This is a genomic window from Methylobacterium sp. 13MFTsu3.1M2, from assembly GCF_900112625.1.
Classification (GTDB): Bacteria; Pseudomonadota; Alphaproteobacteria; order Rhizobiales; family Beijerinckiaceae; genus Methylobacterium.
Genome location: NZ_FOMM01000004.1, coordinates 224,811 through 248,749, shown reverse-complemented (window position 1 = coordinate 248,749; position 23,939 = coordinate 224,811). Strand labels below are relative to the sequence as shown.

Genomic DNA, 23,939 nt, shown 5'->3' with positions numbered 1-23,939 from the left:
GCCGGTCCCGGTTCCTCAGCGGATCGAGGCGATGCCGTCGGCGGTGGTGGCGGTCCCGACGTTCTGGCGCAGGTCGGCCTCGCCCAGGGTCTTCAGCTCGACCCGCAGCAGCACCGTCTGGTTGCGCTCGCGGACGCCCGTCGCGGTCGCGATCGGCGAGTTGATGTAGTTCAGCGAGACGGTGGTGCACTCGTCCTGGTAGCCGCCGCCGAAGCTCGCGCCCGACAGGTAGAAGCGGCCCGGGTTCTGGTAGATCGGCACGGTCCCGATCGGGTTCGCCAGGTACGAGCTCAGCGCGTCCGTGTAGGTGTTGCGCACGTCGAGGTAGTGGGTCAGGTCGACGAGCAGCGAGCCCGACACGAACCAGTTCGGCGTGATGTTGTAGGTCGCGGTGGCGGTGATGCCCTCGCGGTAGTGGCTGTAGCCCAGCAGCGGCTGCGCCTCGTAGTACGAGTAGAAGGCCGAGACGGTGAGCGGCAGGAACGGCGCGAACCGCGCCGTCGCGCCGGTCTCGAACCGCGCCACGTGGAAGTCGGACTGGTTGAACCGGGCCCGGCTGATGAACGTGATGTTCTGGTTCGGCGAGACCTGGAAACGCCCGACGAAGTCCGAGCGCTGCGTCTCGAGCCCCGAATCGAGGCCGGTGTTGGCGATGTCGCCGCGGCGGAACGAGTTGACGCCCGCGAGCTGGATGGACTCGCCGAACAGGACGTTCGCGTACCAGCCGGACGGGGTCACGACCGAGTACTGGCCGCCGAGATTGGTGCGCACGCCGCCCTCGACCCGGTCGTAGCCCGAGAATTTGTCCCACTCGAACAGCGAGGTGTCGTCGAAGACGAGGCTCTGCGCGTCCTCGTTCGGCAGGCGGCCGATCCGGGTCTCCGACGGGCGCGCGATGATCTGGCCGATCGGCTCCAGGGTGTGGACGCCGAGGGCGCCGAAATTGGCGACGAACGGGTAGCGGTAGTCGAGGCCGATCGCCGGCATGACCCGCCCGGCAAAGCCCTGATCGACGTGCGCGACCTGCGGGACGAGGTCATTCTGGTAGCCCGAGAAGCTCGTGCTGTTGAAGAACGCGTCCGTGCGCAGGTACGCGAAGGGCGTGAATTTCTGGCCCAGATCGTCGATGAAGCTGCGGCGCCAGGACAGCTCCGCGGAGGCGCGGGTGTTCGTGCCGGCGAGCCCGTCGATGGCGCACAGGCCGCGCTGGAAGACCGTGCAGGTCTGGTAGAGCGGGAAGCTGACGCCGTTGACGCTCGGCGAGAACAGGTAGCTCGAGGTCCTCGGCAGGCCCTGGTACTGCGTGGTCTCGCGGGTCAGGCTGGTGATGTTCGCCTGGAAGCGCACCTCGCCGCCGATCTCCGATGGGCCATTGATCCGCTTGTCGTAGTCGATCACCGGCGCCACGATCGGCTGCTGCTTCTGCCAGTCGAAGCTCGACAGGCCCTTGAAGTAGTAGCCCCGCGCCTCGAACCACGAGCGGTCGCCCTGGCCGATCAGGAAGGCCGTCGAGGTGGCCTCACGGAAATAGTCCGTGGTGATGTTCTGGTTGCGGATCCGGTAATTGTCGAGGAACCACTTGTCGGTCACGCCGACGAGGTCCCAGCCCGTGCGCCAGCGCGGGTTGATGTAGAACCGGCCCTGCGATTCGACGGAGCCGCGGAAGTCGCGCTCGCCGGCGCCGAGGGGGCTCGGCAGGAACGCCGAGGGCGTCGTCTGCGAGATGCCCGACAGGCGGATGTTGTAGAAGCCGTTGTCGATCCGCTGGCGGAACTCGCCCTGCGCGAGCAGGCCCTGGCGGCTGAGCAGGGTCGGCGTCAGCGTCAGGTCGTAGTTCGGCGCGAGGTTGATGAAGTACGGGAGCGACACGCCGTTGCCGAGCGCCGTCGTCGTGACGAAGCGCGGCGTCAGGAAGCCGGTCTTGCGCTTCACCGTCGGGTCCGGCGCCTCGAAATACGGCAGGTAGGCCACCGGGATGCCGGCGATCTCGAGCGTCGAGTCGTCGAAGTAGACCGTGTGGGTCTCGTTGTCGTGGATGATCTTCTTCGCCTTGATCTGCCACAGCGGCGGCGTCTCAGGGTTGTCCTTGCACGGCTCGCAGGCCGTGTAGCTGCCGGACTCGAAGCTCGTCTGCTCGCCGTTCAGGCGCTCGGCCCGCGGCGCGGAGAAGCGGGTGCGCACCGTCTCGAACTTCCGCTGCACGGTCTGCTGGCCGCGGAAGGCGTCGACGAAGCCGGTCTTGAAGTCGTCGGTGAGCTCCATGCGCGCGCCGGTCACGACGCCGCCGTCTGCCTCGGTGAGGCGGACGTTGCCCTCGGCGAAGACCCGGCCGGAATTCCGGTCGTAGCGCACGCGGTCGGCCTGCAGGGTCCGGGGGCCGTAATGCAGCTCGGCGTTGCCCCGGGCCGTCACGGTGCCGCGGTCGTTGTCGTAGATCAGCTCGTCGGCCTCGACGAGCAGCTTGTCGCCGGGCTTGCCGGCCGCGACGGCGGGCAGGCCCTGGGCATGGGCGGACAGGCCCCCGGCCAGCGGCGCGGCGAGCGCCAGCGCGGCCCGAAAACCAGCCTTCCGCAGGATGTCGGCGACCTTACGCAACGCGCGTCCCAACCCCTGTGACGTCTGCCGCCACCAACCTCAACACCCGTCTCCCGTCCCGCGAAGGATCGCGGAAGTCAGCCGTCTTCCTGGTACAGAAGCGTGAGCGTACCGAGAAGACTGCCTACCACGGCCGGGAACCAGGCCGCCACCGGTGCGGCGACGAGTCCGGATGCTCCGAGCCCCTCCATGACCTGTCGGACCACGTAGAGGGCGAAGCCGGCCGCGACGCCACCGAGGACGAGTTTACCGACACCACCAAAGCGGAAGAACCGTAAGGAAACGGTTGCGGCGACGATGACCATGGCCACGAACAGCACCGGCCGTGCCCACAGGACATCGTACTGGAGACGGTAGCGGGTGGCGTCCAAACCGGCCCGCTCGGTCCGCGCGATCGTTGTGGGAAGTTGCCAGAAAGGCACAGATTCCGGGGGGGTGAACCCCTGACGCACCTGTCCGGGGTCGAGGTTCGAGGCGATCAGGTAGGTGTCGAACGACTCAGGCGGTGTGCCCGGTGTGAGAACGCGCACATCGGAGAGCTCCCAGTAGCCGTCGTGGAGCGTGGCGCGGGCCGCGACGAGCTGCTCGGCGAACTTGCCGGCGCCGTCGAAGGTGAAGACCGACACGCCCGCCAGGGTGGTCGTGCCCTCGATGGCGGTCTCGGCGCGCAGGATCGCCTCGCCGTCGAGGCCCTTCTGGCGGATCCAGAGGTCCTTGCCCGAACTCGCCTTGGTGGATTTGGCGAAGATCTTGGCCTCGATCTCGGTGGAGCGCTGCTTCAGCATCGCGGAGACCGGGTTGTAGACCCCGACCGCCAGCGCGCCGAGGGCGAGGGCCACGAAGAAGCCGGGCTGCAGGAACTGCCAGGCCGAGATCCCGGCCGCGCGGGCGACCACCAGTTCCAGCTTGCGCGAGAGCTGGAGCAGGGCCGCCATGGAGCCGAACAGGACAGCGAAGGGCAGGACGCCCTCCGCCACCGCGGGGGTGCGGTAGAGCGAGAGCTGCGCCATCAGGCCGGCGGACGCGCCCTGAGCCTCGCCGGCGCGGCGGAGCAGCTCGACGAAGTCGAGCGTGTAGACCAGCGCGAACACGGTGATGAAGACGCCGAGCACCGTGCGGAGGAACCGGGCGGCGAAGTACCGCCCGAGAGTGGGACCGATCAGCATCATCGGATCTAGGCCGCCGGCGCGAGGCGCGGGCCGCGGAACCGGCCGCGGACGGCGCGGGCCAGGGCGGCGTTGAAGGCGCGCACCCGGGGCCCGTAGAAGATGAGGAGGCTCGACAGGAGGATCGCCAGCAGCGGCACGCCGTAGACCGCCAGGACCGCGGCGGGGCTGCGCGCGGCGGCGCTGACCGCCGCGAAGCCGCCGATGCGCAGCGCCACGACGGCGACGATCGCGCCGGCGATCGCGACGCCGCGCCCCTGCCGGGTCGTGCGGGGATCGCCCAGAGCCGCGAAGGCGATGAAGACCAGGGCCAGCGGGTAGAGGCAGGCGGAGAGCCGGTCGTGCAGCTCGGCCCGGAACCGGCCCTTCTGCAGCTTGTAGTAGCCCTCCGTCGTGTCGGGGAACAGGAGCTGCGCCGTCGAGCGCTCGCGCGGCTTGTAGATCGTGTCGGAATCCGGGGGCGCGAAGGCCGCGAGGTCGATCGTGTAGCGCTCGAAGGTCAGGATCGAGGAATCGCGGGAGTCCTTCTGCTGCTGGTGGACGCTGCCGTTCTCCAGGATCAGGTAGCTCTGGCCGTCGACGTCCACCGCGTTGCCGCGCTCGGCGAGGTAGACCTTGGTCTTTCCGGCCTCGCGCCGGTCCTGGATGAACAGCCCCTTGAGGGTGCCGCCCGGCCCGCGCTCGCGGAAGTGGAAGGTGATGCCGTTGTCGAGCTGGGTGAACTGCCCTTCCTTGACGACGTTCGCGATGAAGTCGCCGCGCACCCGGGTGATCACGTCGCGCAGTTCCTGGAAGCTCGCGGGCATGACCACCACGACCAGGAATCCCACCAGGAAGCTGACGAACAGCGCCAGGGTGAGGAAGGGCCGCAGCAGCGAGCGCGGCGGCATCCCGGCCGCCGACATGACGATCAGCTCGGAATCGCCGTTCAGCTTGTTGAGCGCGTAGATCGTGCCGATGAACAGCGCCACGGGGGCTATGACGACGACGAGGGTCGGCAGCGACAGGCCGGTTACGAAGAGGAAGACCAGCAGCGTCTGGCCCTTGGCGGTCACGAGATCGAGCTCGCGCAGGGCCTGCGTCAGCCAGATGGTGCCCGTCAGCCCGATCAGGCAGGCGAGGGTGGCGCCCAGGGCGATCCGAAAGATGTAGCGCTCGATCTGCCTCATCGGCCCGGCAGTCCCGCTCGTCCTCTCGCGCCCTCGAGGCGGCAGGGACCCGACAAAAGGGGCGATTCCAGGGCTGTCACGCCGCGTTGCGTTCTCCGTCTCAGCGGCTACACAGGGCGGATCGCCCGCGCCTCGGCGCGCGGGTGCGTAGTACGGCTCCGGAATAACGGGCAGGGCGACGGGTATGGCGGACGGTATCGAGGTCGGTTTCGGTCCCCTGGAGCAGAGCGGCCAGGGCCCCGGCGGATCCGGCGATCTCGTGGTCTTCGTCGGCGACGACCTGTCGCTCGGGTCGGCCGCCCGCGAGGCGCTGGGCGCCTCCGGGGCGGATCTCGTGGCGCGCGCCGCGGCCTCCGAGAAGTTCAAGGGCCGCTCGCTCAGCGCCCTGTCCCTGCCGGCCCCGGCGGGCGTCGGTGCCGACCGCCTCGTGGTCGTGGGCCTGGGCTCGGAGAAGGACCGGGCCAAGACCGACTGGCCGGCGCTCGGCGGCTTCACCGCCGGCAAGGTGGCGGGACGGACCGCCCGGGTCGTGCTCGACTGGCCGGGCGCGACGGTCACGGCGGCGCAGGCCGGCGAGTTCGCTCTCGGCGCGCGCCTGCGGACCTACGCGTTCGACCGCTACAAGACCAAGAAGAAGCCCGACGCCGACGACAAGACCGTCACCGCGCTGACCCTGCTGCTCGCCGATCACGGCGCGGCCGCCCGCGAGGGCGAGGGCGCCAAGAGCCTGTCCGACGGCGTGGTCCTGGCCCGCGACCTCGTGAACGAGCCGCCGAACGTGCTCTTCCCGGCTGAGTTCGCCCGCCGCGCCTCGGAACTCGCCAAGCTCGGCGTCGAGATCGAGGTGCTGGAGCCGGCCCGGATGCAGGAACTCGGCATGGGCGCGCTGCTCGCGGTGGCGCAGGGCTCGGCCCGCGAGCCGCGGATCGTGATCATGCGCTGGAACGGCGGCCCCGCGGCCGAGGCGCCCGTGGCCCTCATCGGCAAGGGCGTCGTGTTCGATTCCGGCGGCGTCTCGATCAAGCCGGGCGGCGGCATGGAGGACATGAAGGGCGACATGGGCGGCGCCGCCGCCGTCGTCGGCGCGCTCCACGCGCTCGCCGCCCGCAAGGCGCGCTGCAACGTGGTCGGCGCCATCGGCATCGTGGAGAACATGCCGGACGGCGGCTCGTACCGCCCGTCCGACATCCTGACCTCCATGTCGGGCCAGACCATCGAGGTGATCAACACCGACGCCGAGGGCCGGCTGGTGCTGGCCGACGTGATCACCCACGTCATCCGCAGCACCAAGCCCAAGGCGATCGTCGACCTCGCGACGCTGACCGGCGCGATCATCGTGGCGCTGGGCCAGGACATCGCCGGCATGTTCTCGAACGACGACACGCTGGCGGGCAACATCCACGCCGCCGGCGAGGCGACCGGCGAGAAGGTGTGGCGGATGCCGCTGATCCCCGCCTACGACAAGGCGATCGATTCCAAGTTCGCCGACATGAAGAACACCGGCGGCCGCCACGGCGGCGCCGCCACCGCAGCCTCGTTCATCAAGCGCTACGTCGAGGACGTGCCGTGGGCGCATCTCGACATCGCCGGCGTCGCGATGTCGTCGAATGCCAGCGAGATCAACCGCAGCTGGGGCGCGGGCTGGGGCGTGCGCCTCCTCGACCGGCTGATCCGCGACCATTACGAGGCCCGCTGAGGCTGCCGCGGCGGTCCCGACCCCGCGCGCCTCTCCGGGTGATCCCAACATGGCCGCACACGCCAACGCGGCGCTCGACCGGGTCGGCCCCCCGGGCGCCGGGACGTCCGGAGGCCGGTCCGGCGGTCTTCTGGCAGCGGCGGGGCCGATCCTCGCCATGCTGGCCGCCCTGGCTCTCGTCGCGGCGACCGGCCTGAGCCAGCGCGACGCCGTGCCGGAGGCCCTCGAGCCCTGGATCTTCGGCTACTTCATCGCCCGCTACCCGCTCTTCGCCTTCGCGCTGGTCTACGGGCTCGGCCACCTCGCGCGGGTGGTGACGGGCCCGGGCCCGGGCTCCGCGCCGCGCCGGATCGTGTTCGGACTGGCGGGCGCGGCCGCGCTCCTCGCCGCCGGGCTCTACCCGACCTTCGGCGGGCTCGTCCTGCGCGGCGCCTTCGCCACCGGGGGCATGGCCTTCCTCACCCACCAGCCCCTGTGGCTGGCCTACGGGCTCGGCGCCGCCGTGGGCGCGCTGACGTTCGGCGGCGTCCTCGGCCTGTTCGCGATCGCGGCCAACCGGCCCCTGCGGCCGCGGCTGCGCCGGGTCGGCTACGGCGCGCTCGCCTTCCTGACCCTGTGGCTCGGCGCGATCCTGATCGGCCTCGCCGGCGACCTGGGCGTCGGCCCCTGGCCGCGGCGTGCGATGCGGCCGGAGGAGGCCGCGCTCGCCGCCGGCCTGCTGATCGCGGCGGCCCTGCCCCACACCGTGCTGGCGACATTGCGCCGGCATCGTCCAGCCCTCTGACCCCCCTGCCTTGCGGGCCGGCCTCCGTTCCCGCAGAGTCCGCGCGACAGGCGTTGCGGGACTCGGCCCCCGAGAGTCGGGCCCGCGGGAGGCATCGCGATGCATGAGGCGAACGTGATGGAGCACGGCGCTCGAGCCGCCACGGCCGGAGCGATGCCGGGCCACGGGGCCTCCGACCGGCCCTGGCTGCCCTTCTATCCGCCCGGTGTCCCGGCGGAGATCGACGTCGCGGGCCTCGGGACCTTGGTCGACCTGTTCGAGACCAGCGTGACCGCCTTCGCAAGCCGGCCGGCGATGCTGTGCTTCGGCTCGACCATGACCTACGCGACCCTCGGCCAGCAGGCGCGCGACCTCGCGGCCTGGCTGCGCGGACAGGGTCTGGCGAAGGGCGACCGCGTGGCGATCATGCTGCCGAACGTCCCCGCCTACGCCGTGGCGATCTTCGGCGTCCTCCTGGCGGGGGGAACGGTGGTCAACACCAACCCGCTCTACACGCCCCGGGAATGCGTGCAGCAGATCAACGATTCCGGCGCGCGGATCCTGATCGTTCTAGAGAATTTCGGCGCCACCATCGCGGCGGCGCTGCCGGACGTGGCCCTGGAGCGGGTCGTCCTCGTGGGTCCGGGCGACGGGCTGGGGCTGAAGGGGCGGGTGATCAACCTCGCGAGCCGGCACGTCCGCAAGGCGGTGCCGCCGTTCCGCCTGCCGGAAGGGCTGGCAATCCCGTTCGCCACCGTGCTCCGCCAGGGCCGGACGATGCCGCGCGCGTCCGCCGCGGTCGACCCGGAGGACCTCGCCTTCCTGCAATATACCGGGGGCACCACCGGCATCGCCAAGGCGGCGATGCTGAGCCACCGCAACATCATGGCGAACGTCGAGCAGTCGCAACGCTGGTTCAACTCGAAGGATCCGAGCGTCGCGCGCTGCGTGGTCACGGCGCTGCCGCTCTACCACATCTTCGCGCTCACCGCGTGCTTCTTCCAGTTCATGCGCAGCGGCGGCTCCTGCCTGCTGATCCCCAATCCGCGCGACTGCGACGGCATGGTCAAGACCCTGAGCCGCACGCGCTTCACCCACCTGATGGGCGTGAACACGCTGTTCAACGTCCTGATCAACCATCCGAAGATCGGCACGGTGGATTTCGCCCACCTCGACTTCGTGGTCGGCGGCGGCACGGCCGTCCAGCGGGCGGTGGCCGAGCGCTGGAAGGCCCTGACCGGCAACACGATCATCGAGGGCTACGGCCTGTCGGAGACCTCGCCGGTCGTGTGCGTCAACCCGCGGGGCATGCGCGACTTCTCCGGCACGATCGGCTACCCGCTGCCCTCCACGGAGGTCTCGATCCGCGCCGTCTCCGGCGAGCCCCTCCCGGCCGGGCAGCCAGGCGAGATCTGCGTGCGCGGCCCGCAGGTGATGCGCGGCTACTGGAATCGGCCGGAGGAGACCGCGCGGGCGATGACCGCGGACGGGTTCTTCCGGACGGGCGACGTCGCGATCCTGCAGGCGGACGGCCAGGTCCGGATCGTCGACCGGATGAAGGACATGATCCTCGTCTCCGGCTTCAACGTCTATCCGAACGAGGTCGAGGACGTGCTGGCGGCCCACCCGGCCGTGCTCGAATGCGCGGTGGTCGGCGCGCCGAGCGAGGAGACGGGCGAGATGGTGGTGGCCCACGTGGTCCTGAAGGACCCGTCGGTCTCCACCGATATCCTGCGGGCGCATGCCCGCACACAGCTCACCGGCTACAAGGTTCCCCGCCGCGTGGTGCTCCACGAGACCCTGCCGAAGACCAATGTCGGCAAGGTGCTGCGGCGGATGCTGCGCGACGAGACGCCGCCAGCCTGAGCGTCGTCCGCGCGTCGGAAGACGGCCTGCGTCCCGGTGCCGCTCACGGGCGGCGTAACTCCTGCGCGCCGTTCGCCGAAAGGTGAGGCTGCGGCGCTTGCGCCCCTGTCGGCCGCGGCCGATCTGTGGGTTGTGTAGGCAGGAGATCCGAGGAGACGGCCATGTTGATCAAGCGCAGGCGCAGTTGGGAGATTCCGGAGCATCTGGCGACGCCGGAGGCCGTCTTCCTCAATCGGCGGGCCCTGATCGGCGGCGCGGCCGGGCTCGCGGCCGGCTCGCTCCTGGGTGGGCGCGCGGCCCTCGCGGCGGCGGGCGACCAGCCGCTCTACCCGGCGCCGCAGAACCCCGCCTACACGCTCGACCGCCCCCTGACCCCGGAGCGCTTCAGCGCCGACTACAACAATTTCTACGAGTTCGGCACGTCGAAGACGGTGCTGCCGGCGGCCAACGCCCTCAAGACGCAGCCCTGGACCCTGAAGATCGACGGGCTCGTCGAGAAGCCGTTCGAGATCGGCGTCGACGACCTGATCCGGAAGGTCGGCCTGGAGGAGCGTCTCTACCGTCACCGCTGCGTCGAGGCGTGGTCGATGGCGGTGCCCTGGACCGGATTCCCGCTGGCGAAGCTCGTGGCGCTGGCCAAGCCCGCCTCCGGCGCGAAGTACATCCGCTTCGAGACTTTCATGGACAAGGCGATGGCGCCCGGCCAGCGGGCGTTCTTCTATCCCTGGCCCTACACGGAGGGCCTGACCCTGGCTGAGGCCGGGAACGACCTCGCCTTCATGGTCACGGGGATCTACGGCAAGCCGCTGCCCAACCAGTTCGGGGCGCCGATCCGCGTCGCGGTGCCGTGGAAGTACGGGTTCAAGTCGGCCAAGTCGCTGGTGAAGATCTCGTTCACGGCCGACCGGCCGAAGACCTTCTGGGAGGGTCTGCAGGCCTCGGAGTACGGCTTCTGGGCCAACGTGAACCCGGCCGTGCCGCACCCGCGCTGGAGCCAGGCGACCGAGCGCGTCCTCGGCACCGATCAGCGCGTACCGACGCTGATCTACAACGGCTACGGCGAGCAGGTCGCCGGCCTCTACAAGGGGCTCGAGGGCGAGCGCCTGTTCGTGTGAGCACGGGCCTGCCGGAGCCGCGCTGATGCTGACGCGGCTTCCGCAGCGACGACGCGGCTCCTACGCTGCCCGGCCGACGCGGTCGACGGTCCGCGGCCTAGCGCGGGCAGGCATGGGCCCGCTCGAAGGCCTGCAGATCCGCCACCGTCGCCTGCTCCTGACGCGAGAGCGGCACGCGATCCATGGCGTCGTACCGGCAATCGGCGTTGCCGAAGGTCCGGATCGCCCGCGGCGTGCTGAAGCAGTAGCCCGCCTGCTTGTAGATCAGGTTGCGTTGGTACCAAGCTTCCGCGCAGTCATCCGCCATCGCGCCGGTGGAGCCCGCGACGAGGATCAGAGCGTAGAGAGCAGCGCGCATCGAATCGTCTCCGTGAGGAGCCGGATCCAACCATCGGATGCTCAGTAGGTCCAGCGCTGCGCCTTCGAGACGAGGAAGTCGCGGAACGCCTGCACCCGGGCGACCGAGCGCATCTCCTCGGCGTAGACGAGGTAGCTCTCCAGGCTCGGCATCTCGGTCTCGCGTAGCACCTGCACGAGCTGCTGGCCGCCATCCACCGCGTAATCGGGCAAGATGCCGATGCCGGCGCCGGCCTCCATGGCGCGCTGCAGGGCGCCGATATTGTTCACCGTCAGGTGGACCTGGCGCCGCTCGCGGCCCTCGCGGCCCGCATCGGCGAGCCAGTGGGCGGCCAGCAGGTACGAGGGCTCGTTGCCGCCGAAGGAGACGAGGCGGTGGTCGTCGAGCTCCTCGATGGTCTTGGGCTCGCCGAACCGCTTCACGTAATCCGGGCTGGCGAAGGCGTGGTAGTGCACGGTGAACAGCCGCCGCTGGATCAGGTCCGGCTGCGCCGGGCGGCGCATGCGGATCGCCACGTCGGCCTCGCGCATGGCCAGATCGAGCTCCTCGTTGGTGAGGATCAGCTCGATGCGCACGTCCGGGTAGAGGTCCAGGAACTCGCCGACCCGCTGCGACAGCCAGGACGTGCCGAGGCCGACCGTGGTGGTGACCTTGAGGTCGCCGGTCGGCCGCTCGGAGGTCTCGACGAGGCGCGCCCGGGTATTCTCCAGGCGCAGCTTCATGTCCCGCGCGGCGCGGAACAGCAGGTCGCCCTGCTCGGTGAGCAGGAGGCCGCGGGCGTGGCGATGGAAGAGCGGCGCCTTGAGCTCGCGCTCCAGGGCGCTGATCTGGCGGCTGACCGCCGATTGGCTGAGCCCGATATCGTCACCCGCCTTGGTGAAGCTCCCCGCCTCCGCGACGTTGAGGAAGATCCGGATCTTGTCCCAGTCCAAGGCGAGAACCCCTACCAGCGCGCGCCCGCGGGTCGCGCCCGGGGTGGAGAAGGGGCGCGAAGCGGCGGGCAGATCACCGGGCGAACTGCGCGGTGCCGCGTGCGGATGGCCGCTCCCGACACCGCGCGGGCATGCAATCGGTGCATCCCGGCGCAGTCAGCACTCCTATGCACACGGTGCATGGTCCTGCGCAAGCATAAGCAGCGCGAACTTGTTGAAATGCGGGGCCTGACGGCTTCGCGCGGGAGGTGCGGAGGCCCGTCCGGCCGTCATTCCGCCGCGGCGGCCTGGACCGGGCTCTCGCCGATCTCGAGATTGGCCAGGAACTTCTCCGCCTCCAGAGCCGCCATGCAGCCCATGCCGGCGGCGGTGATCGCTTGGCGGTAGACGTCGTCAGTGACGTCGCCGGCGGCGAACACGCCCGGGATCTCGGTCTCGGTCGTGCCGGGCTTCACGGTGAGATAGCCGCCGTGGCGCATGGGCAGCTGCCCCTCGAAGATGGCGGTCGCCGGCTGATGGCCGATCGCCACGAACACGCCGTCGGCCTTCACCTCGCTGATCTCGCCCGAGCGCGGATCCTTGAGACGGACGTGCGTCACGTTCGGTGCCGGCTTCTGCACGCCGCAGATCTCGGCGATCTCGCGGTGCCACAGCACCTCGACGTTCGGGTGCTTGAACAGGCGCTCCTGAAGGATCCGCTCGGCGCGGAAGCTGTCGCGGCGGTGGACCACCGTCACCTTGCTGGCGATGTTGGCGAGGTACAGGGCCTCCTCGACCGCGGTGTTGCCGCCGCCGACCACCACGACGTCCTTGCCGCGGAAGAAGAAACCGTCGCAGGTCGCGCAGGCCGAGACGCCGCCGCCCTGGAACGCCGCCTCGGACGGGATGCCGAGCCACTTGGCCTGCGCCCCGGTGGCGATGACCAGGGCGTCGCTCGAGTAGGTCTCGCCGGAATCGGCCTCGAGGCGGAACGGCCGCTGCTTGAGATCGACCTTCGTGATGTATTCCGAGACGATCCGGGTACCGACGTGCTCGGCCTGGAGGCGCATCTGCTCCATCAGCCAGGGGCCCTGGATGGCCTCGGCGAAGCCCGGGTAGTTCTCGACATCGGTGGTGATCATGAGCTGGCCGCCCGGCTGGAAGCCGGAGATCAGCAGCGGCTCGACCATGGCGCGGGCGGCGTAGATCGCCGCCGTGTAGCCGGCGGGTCCCGAGCCGATGATGACGAGCTTGGCGTGGGTGTGGGCCATCTGTCTCGGTCTCCTCAGGCCGGTCCGGCCGCGCGGCGCGCGGCATAGGCGTCGGCGAGCGCCCGGGCGATCACCGGAGTCGCATCGATCGGCTTGTACGTCAGATCTGCCAACTGACCGGTGAACGGTCGCAGCGCCCCGGCGATCGCCAGCCCGGCGAACATGCGCCGATGCCGGATATAGGTACGCGGCAGGTCGAACAGCAGGACCGGCGCGCCGGTGGACACCGCCTCGCTCACCATGTTGGCCGAGTCGGAGGTCACGACGATCGCCTCGGCGAGCGCCAGCATGGCCACGTAGGGGTTGTCGCCGCTCCCGTCCCAGAGGAACCCCCCGGTCTCGGCGGCGAGCACCTTCACGGCGTCGCGGAGCGGGTTCGGCGTCCGGCGGGAGATCGTCACCATCAGCCGGCAGCCCTGCGCGGCCAGCCCGCGCAGATCCTCCACGAGGCGGTTCATGTCGGTCTTGCGGTAGCTCAGGTGACGGCTGTCGCCGCCGACCAGCACCGCCACCCGCGGGCCGTCGAGGCGCGCGAGCCGCGGATCCGGCCGGGCCCGGGCCGCGGCCAGGCGCGCCGCGGTGACGAGGTGCGGCGCCGTGAGCGTGGTGAAGACGTTGGGACCGCGCAGATCGTCGTAATCCGGCACCCAGATGAAGTCGGCGCTGTCGGCGCCGGTCCGCGGATCCTTCAGGAAGGCCGTGAAGGTCCGGCCGCCGGTCGCGCGCCGCACGGTCCGCAGGTACGGGACCGACCGGCGGCCGGAGGCGATCAGGATGTCGGGGTAGGGGCCCGACAGGGCTCCGGCGCGGCGGCGCGGGCCCTCGCGCGGGTCGATCGGCCCCCAGGGCGCCATCCAGCCGAATGGTCCTGAGGCCGGCACCTTCCGGATCTCGAAGTCGAGACCCAGGGTCTCGGCGATGCCGACGCACTGGTTCTCGTCGCCGGCCTTGCCGTCCGTGACGATCCAGGCGCGGGCGCGGGCGAGCTCGGGCAGGCGCTCGCGCCGTGGGTCCGAATTGCTGACCGGCGCGCTCTGCGCCTCCGACACGTCGATGCTTGCCATGCTCCTCACCGGATACGCCCCACGCTGCCGACTGGGGCCGGCGGCCGCCTTCTAATCCCGCGGCAGGTCGCGGGCGAGCCACTGGGCGTAGATGTCGGCGATGGCGGCGAGCCGGCGCTGCTCGAATTGCGGATCGTACCACGCGCCGCCGTAGCTCGACGGCGTCGCGGTCATCTGCGGGTAGCGCCCGAGCACCTGCCCCTTGGGCCCGACGAGCAGCGCCTCGCCCTCCATGTAGTCGGTCTCGAAATTGCCGCCCAGGCCGCGCAGGGAACCGCTGCCGACATAGGGCCGGAGCGACAGGCTCGTCACGACCACGACGAGGCGCGGCCCGCGGCCGCCGATCCGACCGGCGAAGTTCTTCCGCAGCGCCTCGGTCAGGTCGCCGGCCAGCGCCTCGGCCTGCAGCCCGGCGCCCTTGTTCAAAAGCGGCCGCACGTCGACCCGGACGTCGGAGAAGACCGGGGTCGGCGGGAACTCGCTCGCCGTCGCGGACCCCGCGACGGCACCGAGGAGCAGGCCGGCGAGCCGGCCCCACGAACGCGGGCGCATCGGCTCAGCCGCCGTACTGGACGGCGACGACCTCGTAGGACTTGCCGCCGCCCGGCGTGGTGACCTCCACCGTGTCGCCGACGCCCTTGCCGATCAGCGCGCGGGCGATCGGCGAGGTGATCGAGACTCGGCCCGAGCGCACGTCGGCCTCCGGCTCTCCCACGATCTGGTAGGTCTTCTCCTCCTCCGTGTCCTCGTCGACGAGCTTCACGGTGGCGCCGAACTTGATCCTGTCACCCGAGAGCTTCGTGACGTCGATCACTTCGGCCCGCGCGATCATGCTCTCCAGTTCGAGGACGCGGCCCTCGTTGTGGGACTGCGCCTCCTTGGCGGCGTGGTACTCGGCGTTCTCCGACAGGTCGCCGAGCGCGCGGGCCTCCGCGATCGCCTGGATGATGCGCTGGCGCTCCACCTGCTGGCGGTGCTTCAGCTCCTCTTCGAGGGCTGCCAGCCCGCGCACCGTGATCGGAACCTTGTCTATCGCCATCGTCTCGCGCCACAATGAAGAGGCCCGGCCGAGAGTGCAGCACTCTCCCCGGGCCATGAAATGAAGTCAGCGGAACCCTGAGGTTCAGGCCGCGAAGTATTCCTGCAACGCGCGGACCTTGAGATCGCCTTCTAGATAGGCCTTGATCCCCTCGGCCGCGGCCATCGCGCCGGCTAGAGTGGTGTAATACGGCACCTTATGCAAGAGGGCCGCGCGCCGGAGCGAGCGCGAGTCCGAGAGGGCGCCGGCCCCCTCGGTGGTGTTCAGGACGAGGTGGATCCCGCCGTTCTTGATCGCGTCGACCACGTGCGGCCGGCCCTCCAGAACCTTGTTGATCCGCTCTGCCGGAACGCCGTTCTCCGCGAGGTAGCGCTGCGTGCCGCCGGTCGCCAGGATGGTGAAGCCGAGATCGGACAGGAGCTTCATGGTCGGCAGGATGCGGGCCTTGTCGGCATCCCGCACCGAGACGAAGACGGCGCCCGCCTTCGGCACCTGGGTGCCCGAGCCGAGCTGGCTCTTGGCGAAGGCCACGCCGAAGCTGGCGTCGAGCCCGATCACCTCGCCGGTGGAGCGCATCTCCGGTCCGAGCAGCACGTCGACGCCGGGGAAGCGGGCGAAGGGGAAGACCGCTTCCTTGACGGCGATGTGCGGCAGGGTCTTGGGCTTCAGGCCGAAGGTCGCGAGCGGCTCGCCCGCCATGATCCGGGCCGCGATCTTGGCGATCGGCTCGCCGATGACCTTGGCGACGAACGGCACCGTGCGCGAGGCGCGGGGGTTCACCTCCAGCACGTAGATCGTGCCGTCCTTGATGGCGTACTGCACGTTCATCAAGCCGACGACGTTGAGCGCCAGCGCCATGGCCTTGGTCTGCCGCTCCAGCTCGTCCACGATCTCGGGCGAGAGCGAGCGCGGCGGCAGGGAGCAGGCCGAATCGCCGGAATGGATGCCGGCCTCCTCGATGTGCTCCATGATGCCGGCGATGAACACGTCCTTGCCGTCGCAGACCGCGTCGACATCGACCTCGACCGCGTCCGACAGGTAGCGGTCGAACAGGAGCGGGTTCTTGCCCAGCACCGTGTTGATCTGGCCGGTCTTGTCGTTCGGGTAGCGGGCCTTCACCTCGGAGGGGATCAGGCTCGGCAGCGTGTCGAGCAGGTAGTCGGCGAACTGCGTCTCGTCGCGGATGATCGCCATGGCGCGGCCGCCGAGCACGTAGCTCGGGCGGACCACGAAGGGCAGGCCGAGCGTCTCGGCCACCAGCCGGCTCTGCTCGACCGAGTAGGCGATGCCGTTCTTCGGCTGCTTCATCGCGAGCTTGTCGAGGAGCCGCTTGAACTGGTCCCGGTCCTCGGCGAGGTCGATCGCGTCGGGCGAGGTGCCGAGGATCGGCACGCCGGCGGCCTCGAGGGCGCGGGCGAGCTTCAGCGGGGTCTGGCCGCCGAACTGCACGATCACGCCGTGCAGGGTGCCGGCCTGTCGCTCGGTCTCGATGATCTCCAGCACGTCCTCGGCGGTCAGCGGCTCGAAGTAGAGCCGGTCCGAGGTGTCGTAGTCGGTCGAGACCGTCTCCGGGTTGCAGTTGACCATGATGGTCTCGTAGCCGGCGTCCGACAGCGCGAAGCAGGCGTGGCAGCAGCAATAATCGAACTCGATGCCCTGGCCGATCCGGTTCGGGCCGCCGCCGAGGATCACGACCTTCTTGCGATCCGAGGGCTCCGCCTCGTCCACGACCGCGCCCGCGAACGGCGCCACGTAGGTCGAGTACATGTAGGCGGTGGGCGACTTGAACTCGGCCGCGCAGGTGTCGATCCGCTTGTAGACCGGGCGCACCGCCAGCGCGCGCCGGGCCGCGCTGACGGCGGCCTCGTCGGTCCTGGCCAGCACCGCGAGGCGGGCATCCGAGAAGCCGGCGGCCTTGAGCTGGCGGAAGGCACCGGCCGTCTTCGGCAGGCCGTGGGCCTTCACGCGGTTCTCGAGGTCGATGATCGCCTGTAGCTGCTCGAGGAACCACGGGTCGATCTTGCAGGAGGCGTAGACCTGCTCGTGGCTGACGCCGAGCCGCAGGGCCTGCGCGACCTTGAGCAGCCGGTCCGGGGTCGGGGTGCCGATCGCCGCCTTGATGGCGTTGTGGTCGTCGCCCTTGCCGAGCCCCTCGATCTCGATGTCGTCGAGGCCGGTCAGGCCGGTCTCGAGCGAGCGCAGGGCCTTCTGCAGCGATTCGGCGAAGCAGCGGCCGATCGCCATGGCCTCGCCCACCGACTTCATGGCGGTGGTGAGCGTCGGCTCGGCGCCCGGGAACTTCTCGAAGGCGAAGCGCGGGATCTTGGTGACGACGTAGTCGATCGTCGGCTCGAACGAGGCCGGGGTCGCGCCGCCGGTGATGTCGTTGGCGATCTCGTCCAGCGTGTAGCCGACCGCGAGCTTGGCCGCGACCTTGGCGATCGGGAATCCGGTGGCCTTCGAGGCGAGCGCGGAGGAGCGCGAGACGCGCGGGTTCATCTCGATCACGATCATGCGCCCGTTCTCGGGGTTGATCGCGAACTGCACGTTCGAGCCGCCGGTCTCGACGCCGATCTCGCGGAGCACCGCCAGCGATGCGTCGCGCATCACTTGGTACTCCTTGTCGGTGAGCGTCAGCGCCGGCGCGACGGTGATCGAATCGCCCGTGTGGACCCCCATCGGGTCGATGTTCTCGATGGAGCAGACGATGATGCAGTTGTCGTTCCGGTCCCGGACGACCTCCATCTCGTACTCTTTCCAGCCGAGCACACTCTCCTCGATGAGCACCTCGTTGGTCGGCGACGCGTCGATGCCGCGCTCGACGATGTCGAGGAACTCCTCGCGGTTGTACGCGATGCCGCCGCCGGTGCCGCCCATGGTGAAGGACGGCCGGATGATCGCCGGCAGGCCGACCTCGGCCAGCGCGATCAGCGCCTGCCCGATCGCGTGCTCACCGTAGCGCTTGCGCCGCTCGGTCTCACCCGCGGCCCAGCTCTTCTCGTAGGCCGCCAGCGCGGCCTGGCGCGCCGCCGGATCGCTGTTCGCCGCCTCGATCCTGGCGATCTCGGCCAGATAGGCCTGACGGTCCGCCTTCTTGGCGGCGGACGCGTTGGCGAGCGCCGATTTCGGGGTGTCGAGCCCGATCTTGGTCATGGCGTCGCGGAACAGGCTCCGGTCCTCGGCCTTGTCGATGGCCTCGGCGGTGGCGCCGATCATCTGCACGCCGTACTTCGCGAGCACGCCCATCTTCTGCAGCGACAGGGCGCAGTTGAGCGCCGTCTGGCCGCCCATCGTGGGCAGGATCGCGTCGGGGCGCTCCTTCTCGATGATCTTGGCGACGATCTCCGGGGTGATCGGCTCGACGTAGGTCGCGTCCGCCATGTCCGGGTCGGTCATGATGGTCGCGGGGTTCGAGTTCACCAGGACGATGCGGTAGCCCTCCTCGCGGAGCGCCTTGCAGGCCTGGGTGCCGGAATAATCGAACTCGCAGGCCTGTCCGATGATGATCGGACCCGCACCGATGATCAGGATCGAGGAGATGTCGGTGCGTTTGGGCATCGTGGGCCTTCTCAGGCCAAGCGCGCCCGATCGGGCACGGCTCGAGTGAGCCCTGCTCCCGGACGCGCGTGGCGGGAATGTCGTTGAGCCCCGCGTTTACACGGGCGACGGGCGCATTGGAAGGCCGGGACAACCGCGCAGTCTGGCCGCGCGCCCGGCGCATGGATGCGGCATCGATCCTTCGATTTGGAGGATTTATAAATTCTCACAAGAATTCATCGATTTCTTGCAGGAAATCGACACCGGACCTTAAGCTCCGATGGATCGGCTAGCGCGCCGATCGACATCATCATCGTTCGAGACTGAAAATGCCCAGGCTAGCGACAATCTTCGCGATACTTCTGATCGGCTCGATGACGGGCGCGAACGCTTCGGAGGTCGCCATCAAGACCTTGAACAGCGGTCCGGGCGGGATGATGGTCTTCGACCCGGCCTTCGTGAAAATCCAGCCCGGCGACACGGTGCGGTTCGTGCCGGCCGACAAGGGTCACAATGCCGAGCTGATCAAGGGGATGGCGCCCGAGGGCGCGGCGCCGTTCAAGACGGTGGTCGGCAAGGAGGAGGCCGTGACCTTCGACAAGGCCGGCCTCTACGGCATCAAGTGCTCGCCGCACTACATCATGGGGATGGTCGGCCTCGTCCAGGTCGGCGACAGGCCCGACAATCTGGAGGCGGCCCGGGCGGTGCCGCAGAACAAGCTGGCCGCCAAGCGGTTCGAGCCGCTGTTCGAGAAGGTCCAGTAGGCGCCGGGGCGGCTCTGGCCGCCCCGATCCGTCTCAGAAGCCGGCGTGGAGCGCGGCGACCGCCCGGTCGATCGAGAGGTAGAACACTCCGAAGGCCACCAATGCGGCGGCCGCGAATTCCACGGCGACGTTCGAGAGCGTCTGCGCGCGGCGCAGGGCCTCGCGGCCGAAATAGACCGAGACCCAGGCCAGGGCGAGGACCGCCGGCATGGCGAAGAGGTAGGACACCGTGCTCTCGACGCGGTCGAAGCCGCCGGTCGGATCGATCAGCGCCCGGATGTTGCGCACCCAGGGGGCGTAGACGGCGGCGTAGAGGGCGGTCAGCCAGGACAGGCCCGCGGCGACGCCGAGATGGAAGGTGAAGCTGCGGTGCAGGCGGGAGAAATCGTCGCGCGCCTCGTCGATGGTCATCCGGCAATCCCCTGCGACGGGCCGCCGTCGCCGGGCGCGGATGCGCCGCCGTTCAGGGGCCGTCGTGGGCTCCCTTAAGCCGTCCGATCTGGCGGATTTTATGGCCCCGCCGCGGCCCGATTGGGGTCGGGACGCAGGACTGAAAGGCCGCGCGTCGCGGCTCCGCCGCGCTCGCGAAGACGACGCGTCAGGCGCGCTCGGGCTCACCCGAGCGCATCAGCGTCACGAAGCGCTCGAAGAGGTAGTGGCTGTCGCGCGGGCCGGGGGAGGCCTCCGGGTGGTGCTGCACCGAGAAGGCCGGGCGGTCGGTGAGGGTCAGGCCGCAATTCGAGCCGTCGAACAGCGACACGTGGGTCTCCACGGCCGTCTCCGGCAGGCTGTCCGGGTCCACCGCGAAGCCGTGGTTCATCGACACGATCTCGACCTTGCCGGTGGTCTTGTCCTTCACTGGGTGGTTCGCGCCGTGGTGGCCCTGGCCCATCTTCACGGTCCGGCCGCCGAGGGCCAGACCCATCAGCTGGTGGCCGAGGCAGATGCCGAAGGTCGGCACCTTCTCGTCCAGGAGCTTGCGAATCACCGGGACCGCGTAGGCGCCGGTGGCGGCCGGGTCGCCGGGGCCGTTCGACAGGAACACGCCGTCCGGCTTCAGCGCCAGGATCTCCTCGGCCGTCGTGGTGGCCGGCACGACGGTGACGTCGCAGCCGGCCTGGGCGAGGAGGCGCAGGATGTTGCGCTTCACGCCGTAATCGATGGCCACGACCCTGAGGCCCTCGCCGGGTGCGCGCGTGCCGTAGCCGTTGCCCAGCGCCCAGACGGTCTCGGACCATTCCGACGGCGCGCGGCTCGTCACCGGCGGAACGAGGTCCAGCCCCTCCATCGGCGCGAGGGCCGCCGCGCGGGCCTTGAGGGCCTCGCGGTCGAAATTGCCCTGGGGATCGTTGGCGATCACGGCGTTGGGCATGCCCTGGTCGCGGATGCGGGCCGTGAGCGCCCGGGTGTCGACGCCCGTGATGCCGACGATGCCGCGCGCCCTGAGCCACCCGTCGAGATGCGACGAGGACCGCCAGTTCGACGGGTTCGTTACCGCCGAAGCGATGACGGTGCCGCGGACGCCCGAGGCCGGTGCCGCCTCCAGGCTCTCCAGATCCTCGTCGTTGGTGCCGACGTTGCCGATATGCGGGAAGGTGAAGGTGACGATCTGGCCGGCATAGGACGGGTCCGTCAGGATCTCCTGGTAGCCGGTCATCGCGGTGTTGAAGCAGACCTCGCCGTCGGCCACGCCGGTCTGGCCGATGCCGAATCCCTCCAGGATGGTGCCGTCGGCCAGCACCAGCAGGGCCGTCGCGACGGGCTCGGCCCAGGGCTCGGGAGCCTGAGGCTCGGGGGCATGCGCGGCGGCGTCTTGCAGCATGGGCTGAGTCTCGCTTATGTCCGGCCGAAGGCGGGCGCCGGGTTGCGGCGCTCTCGGCTTGCGGCATGATCGTGTGCGGCGCTCTTAGCGAGCGGCCCGCGATGGGGTCAATGTGGCTCCGCTGCCGGCAGGGCTCAACACCCGCAAATCGCAGGCCAGCCCCCCGCTTCGACCGTTGGAAGGTTCATCGAGATGCTGCGCGCGCGCTTCACCACCGAGATGAAGGAGGCCATGAAGGCCGGCGACAAGGAGCGGCTGGCGACCGTCCGGATGATTCAGGCCGCCCTGAAAGACCGGGACATCGAGGCCCGCGGCAACGGCAAGGAGCCGATCTCCGACGAGGAGATCCTGTCGCTGCTCCAGAAGATGATCAAGCAGCGCACCGAATCGGCCGCGGTCTACGAGCAGGGCGGCCGGCCGGAACTCGCCGCCAACGAGCGCGCCGAGATCGCCATCGTCGAGACGTTCCTGCCGAAGCAGATGGACGAGACCGAGACGAAGGCCGCGGTCGAGGCGGCGATCCTCGAGACCGGCGCGGCCGGCCCGAAGGACATGGGCAAGGTGATCGCCGCCCTGAAGGGCACCTTCGCGGGCCGCATGGATTTCGGCAAGGCGAGCGGCCTGGTGAAGGCCGCGCTGGCGGCGAAGGGCTGAACCTCTCCCCGCAATCCTCCACCGGATTCCGGGCGTGTGAGGGACTCGGTCACGCCTCTCGCGCTATAGGAGCGGGTTCACGCAACCCGTCCCAGGCCCCGTGCGCTATCCGCCCCACATCCTGGAAGAGATCCGTTCCCGGCTGCCGGCCTCGTCGGTGGTCGGCCGCCGCGTGCAGTTGAAGAAGGCCGGCCGCGAGTGGCGCGGCCTGTCGCCGTTCAACGCCGAGAAGACGCCGTCCTTCTACGTGAACGATCAGAAGCAGTTCTACCACTGCTTCTCGTCCTCCAAGCACGGGGACATCTTCACCTTCCTGATGGAGACGGAGGGCCTCAGCTTCCCCGAGGCGGTCGAGCGGCTGGCGGGCGAGGCCGGCGTCAGCCTGCCGGCGCCCACCGAGGACAACCGGGCCAGCGAGCAGAAGCGGTCCGGGGCGATCGAGGTCATGGAGATGGCCGCGCGCTGGTTCGAGGAGCGCCTGCAATCCGGCCAGGGCAGCGAGGCCCGCGCCTATCTCGAGCGGCGCGGGTTGCGGGACGAGACGCAGCGCGCCTTCCGCCTCGGCTACGCGCCGGGCGAGCGCTACGCCCTGCGCGACCACCTCGCCGGTCAAGGCGTCGAGAAGGCGCGGATGGTCGAACTTGGCCTGCTCGCGGCGGGGGAGGGGGTCTCCGTCCCCTACGACTATTTCCGCGACCGGGTGATGTTCCCGATCACCGACACCCGCGGCCGGGTCGTGGCCTTCGGCGGCCGGGCGCTCGCCAAGGAGGTGCGCGCCAAGTACCTCAACTCGCCGGAGACGCCGCTCTTCCACAAGGGCCGGACGCTCTACAACCTGCACGGCGCCCGCAAGGCCGCGCATGATCGCGGCTCGATCATCACGGTGGAGGGCTACGTCGACGTCATCGCCATGACGCTCGCCGGCCATCCCGAGACGGTGGCGCCGCTGGGCACCGCTCTCACCGAGGACCAGCTCGGGCTGCTCTGGCGCCACGCCGACGAGCCGATCCTGTGCTTCGACGGCGACAAGGCCGGCCAGCGGGCGGCCTTCCGGGCCCTCGACATCGCGCTGCCGCTCCTCGAGCCCGGCCGCTCGCTGCGGATCGCGCTGCTGCCGGGCGGCCAGGATCCGGACGACCTGCTGCGCTCGGGCGGCCCGACGGCCATCGACCAGGTGCTCGCGGCCGCGCTTCCCCTCTCGGAGCTGCTGTGGCGGCGCGCCCTCGAGGCGGGACCGGTCGACACGCCGGAGCGCCGCGCCGGCCTGACCCAGACCCTGCGCACCACCGTCGCGACGATCCGCGACGAGACCGTGCGGCGCTACTATCGCGACGATGTCGAGGAGCGCCTGCGCGGCCTGTCGCCCCGCGCCAACCGCGCCGCCGGCGCGGCCCCGCGCGGACGCCAGCGCTTCGCCCGGCCCGGCGAGCCCGTCTCGCCGCGCATCACCGGGAGCCCGAGTCCCTCGGTGACGGCCTCGGCGGGCTTCACGGGCGCTGCCCCGGTGCGCGAGGCGGTGATCGTCGGCACCCTGCTGGCCCATCCCGAGATGATGGCGGAGTTCGGCGAGGAGGCGGCCGAGCTCGACTTCGCCGATCCCGACGCCCGGGCGCTGCTGTCGGTCTTGCTGGCCTGCGCGGCCGAGGACGAGCACGCGGCGCCCGAGGTGTTGCAGAACCGCATCAATCGCGCCGGACTCACAGGGGCGGCCGACCGGATCCTCGCCCTGGCCCGCTCGCGGGACCGCACGACCCTGGCCCCGCACGCCGATCCTGCCCACCGCGCAGACGCGCTCCGACAGGCGATGATCTTGCACCGGCAGGCAGGAGCGCTACATAGCGAACTTCGCGAAGCACGGCAGGCGTTTGAGGACGATCCGACCGATGCCGGGTGGGCATGGCTCTGCGAAGTGAAGGCGAGGCTGGAAACCGTCATCGCCGCCGAGGCGGAGGCCGATGCACCGGTGTCGAGCGACTCGACGGCCGTGTGATGCCTGTGTCATGGCGGTGGCGGGGTGACGTGTCCCGCCATAGTTAACAATCGGTCAAGCCTCGGGCTTGCATACGGAAACCGACGACTCACGGCGACCGGAGCGATCCGGCGCCGATCTCATACAGCGGCGCCGACGGCGTGGACTGGCCTCATCGGG

Annotated in this window: 19 protein-coding genes; 7 read left to right on the top strand and 12 right to left on the bottom strand. The window is 70.1% G+C overall.

The window, feature by feature from the left end; genetic code table 11:
• Nucleotides 1-15 precede the first annotated feature (15 nt).
• The 3 genes from BM314_RS04585 to lptF all read right to left on the bottom strand — a co-directional run bounded on the left by BM314_RS04585 (nucleotide 16) and on the right by lptF (nucleotide 4,930).
• Nucleotides 16-2,595: an LPS-assembly protein LptD gene (locus BM314_RS04585; RefSeq protein WP_091680147.1), complete on the bottom strand. Its 2,580-nt coding sequence runs from the start codon at nucleotides 2,593-2,595 to the stop codon at nucleotides 16-18.
• Nucleotides 2,596-2,672: 77 nt separating this feature from the next.
• Complete coding sequence (gene lptG, locus BM314_RS04580; RefSeq protein ID WP_091977151.1) at nucleotides 2,673-3,761, bottom strand: LPS export ABC transporter permease LptG; 1,089 nt, start codon at nucleotides 3,759-3,761, stop codon at nucleotides 2,673-2,675.
• Nucleotides 3,762-3,769: 8 nt separating this feature from the next.
• Nucleotides 3,770-4,930: an LPS export ABC transporter permease LptF gene (gene lptF / locus BM314_RS04575; protein WP_020093547.1), complete on the bottom strand. Its 1,161-nt coding sequence runs from the start codon at nucleotides 4,928-4,930 to the stop codon at nucleotides 3,770-3,772.
• 184 nt (nucleotides 4,931-5,114) lie between these two features.
• On the opposite strand from lptF, the gene BM314_RS04570 reads away from it, so the two are divergent.
• The 4 genes from BM314_RS04570 (at nucleotide 5,115) to msrP (ending at nucleotide 10,370) form a co-directional block, all read left to right on the top strand.
• Nucleotides 5,115-6,626: a leucyl aminopeptidase gene (locus BM314_RS04570; RefSeq protein WP_091977119.1), complete on the top strand. Its 1,512-nt coding sequence runs from the start codon at nucleotides 5,115-5,117 to the stop codon at nucleotides 6,624-6,626.
• Between the two features lie 49 nt (nucleotides 6,627-6,675).
• The gene (locus BM314_RS04565) at nucleotides 6,676-7,410 is read left to right on the top strand and encodes a hypothetical protein (protein ID WP_091977118.1); all 735 of its coding nucleotides are present in this window, start codon (nucleotides 6,676-6,678) and stop codon (nucleotides 7,408-7,410) included.
• 99 nt (nucleotides 7,411-7,509) lie between these two features.
• The gene (locus BM314_RS04560) at nucleotides 7,510-9,255 is read left to right on the top strand and encodes an AMP-binding protein (RefSeq protein ID WP_244539840.1); all 1,746 of its coding nucleotides are present in this window, start codon (nucleotides 7,510-7,512) and stop codon (nucleotides 9,253-9,255) included.
• Between the two features lie 161 nt (nucleotides 9,256-9,416).
• Nucleotides 9,417-10,370 (top strand): protein-methionine-sulfoxide reductase catalytic subunit MsrP, encoded by a 954-nt coding sequence (gene msrP / locus BM314_RS04555; RefSeq protein ID WP_091977115.1) that lies wholly within the window; start codon nucleotides 9,417-9,419, stop codon nucleotides 10,368-10,370.
• A 97-nt stretch (nucleotides 10,371-10,467) separates the two neighbouring features.
• Here msrP and BM314_RS04550 read toward each other — a convergent pair whose 3' ends face one another.
• The 7 genes from BM314_RS04550 to carB form a co-directional block, all read right to left on the bottom strand.
• Entirely contained in the window at nucleotides 10,468-10,728 is a 261-nt protein-coding gene (locus BM314_RS04550; protein ID WP_056522408.1) for a YARHG domain-containing protein, read from the bottom strand.
• A 41-nt stretch (nucleotides 10,729-10,769) separates the two neighbouring features.
• Nucleotides 10,770-11,660, bottom strand: a complete 891-nt coding sequence (locus tag BM314_RS04545) for a LysR family transcriptional regulator (protein ID WP_012317569.1) — start codon at nucleotides 11,658-11,660, stop codon at nucleotides 10,770-10,772.
• 269 nt (nucleotides 11,661-11,929) lie between these two features.
• A complete protein-coding gene (gene trxB, locus BM314_RS04540) occupies nucleotides 11,930-12,910 on the bottom strand; it encodes a thioredoxin-disulfide reductase (protein WP_091977113.1) in 981 nt (326 codons plus the stop codon).
• A gap of 14 nt (nucleotides 12,911-12,924) precedes the next feature.
• A complete protein-coding gene (locus tag BM314_RS04535; RefSeq protein WP_020093540.1) occupies nucleotides 12,925-13,974 on the bottom strand; it encodes a mitochondrial fission ELM1 family protein in 1,050 nt (349 codons plus the stop codon).
• 51 nt (nucleotides 13,975-14,025) lie between these two features.
• Nucleotides 14,026-14,526: a hypothetical protein gene (locus tag BM314_RS04530; protein ID WP_091977111.1), complete on the bottom strand. Its 501-nt coding sequence runs from the start codon at nucleotides 14,524-14,526 to the stop codon at nucleotides 14,026-14,028.
• Nucleotides 14,527-14,530: 4 nt separating this feature from the next.
• Nucleotides 14,531-15,007 carry a transcription elongation factor GreA gene (greA, locus tag BM314_RS04525; RefSeq protein ID WP_170855149.1) on the bottom strand — a complete coding sequence of 159 codons (477 nt, stop codon included), beginning with the start codon at nucleotides 15,005-15,007 and terminating at the stop codon, nucleotides 14,531-14,533.
• A gap of 90 nt (nucleotides 15,008-15,097) precedes the next feature.
• Nucleotides 15,098-18,571: a carbamoyl-phosphate synthase large subunit gene (gene carB, locus BM314_RS04520; protein WP_091977110.1), complete on the bottom strand. Its 3,474-nt coding sequence runs from the start codon at nucleotides 18,569-18,571 to the stop codon at nucleotides 15,098-15,100.
• Between the two features lie 353 nt (nucleotides 18,572-18,924).
• Here carB and BM314_RS04515 point away from each other — a divergent pair, with 353 nt between their 5' ends.
• Entirely contained in the window at nucleotides 18,925-19,314 is a 390-nt protein-coding gene (locus BM314_RS04515) for a pseudoazurin (protein ID WP_091977108.1), read from the top strand.
• A gap of 33 nt (nucleotides 19,315-19,347) precedes the next feature.
• Here the strand turns inward: BM314_RS04515 and BM314_RS04510 are convergent, their stop codons facing one another.
• Nucleotides 19,348-19,725, bottom strand: a complete 378-nt coding sequence (locus BM314_RS04510; protein ID WP_020093535.1) for a hypothetical protein — start codon at nucleotides 19,723-19,725, stop codon at nucleotides 19,348-19,350.
• 187 nt (nucleotides 19,726-19,912) lie between these two features.
• The gene (carA, locus tag BM314_RS04505; protein ID WP_091977106.1) at nucleotides 19,913-21,136 is read right to left on the bottom strand and encodes a glutamine-hydrolyzing carbamoyl-phosphate synthase small subunit; all 1,224 of its coding nucleotides are present in this window, start codon (nucleotides 21,134-21,136) and stop codon (nucleotides 19,913-19,915) included.
• A gap of 192 nt (nucleotides 21,137-21,328) precedes the next feature.
• Here carA and BM314_RS04500 point away from each other — a divergent pair, with 192 nt between their 5' ends.
• Together BM314_RS04500 and dnaG are read left to right on the top strand one after the other, a co-directional pair.
• Nucleotides 21,329-21,790, top strand: coding sequence for a GatB/YqeY domain-containing protein (locus tag BM314_RS04500; protein ID WP_020093533.1), 462 nt, complete (start codon nucleotides 21,329-21,331; stop codon nucleotides 21,788-21,790).
• 100 nt (nucleotides 21,791-21,890) lie between these two features.
• A complete protein-coding gene (gene dnaG, locus BM314_RS04495; RefSeq protein WP_091977105.1) occupies nucleotides 21,891-23,780 on the top strand; it encodes a DNA primase in 1,890 nt (629 codons plus the stop codon).
• Nucleotides 23,781-23,939 lie beyond the last annotated feature (159 nt).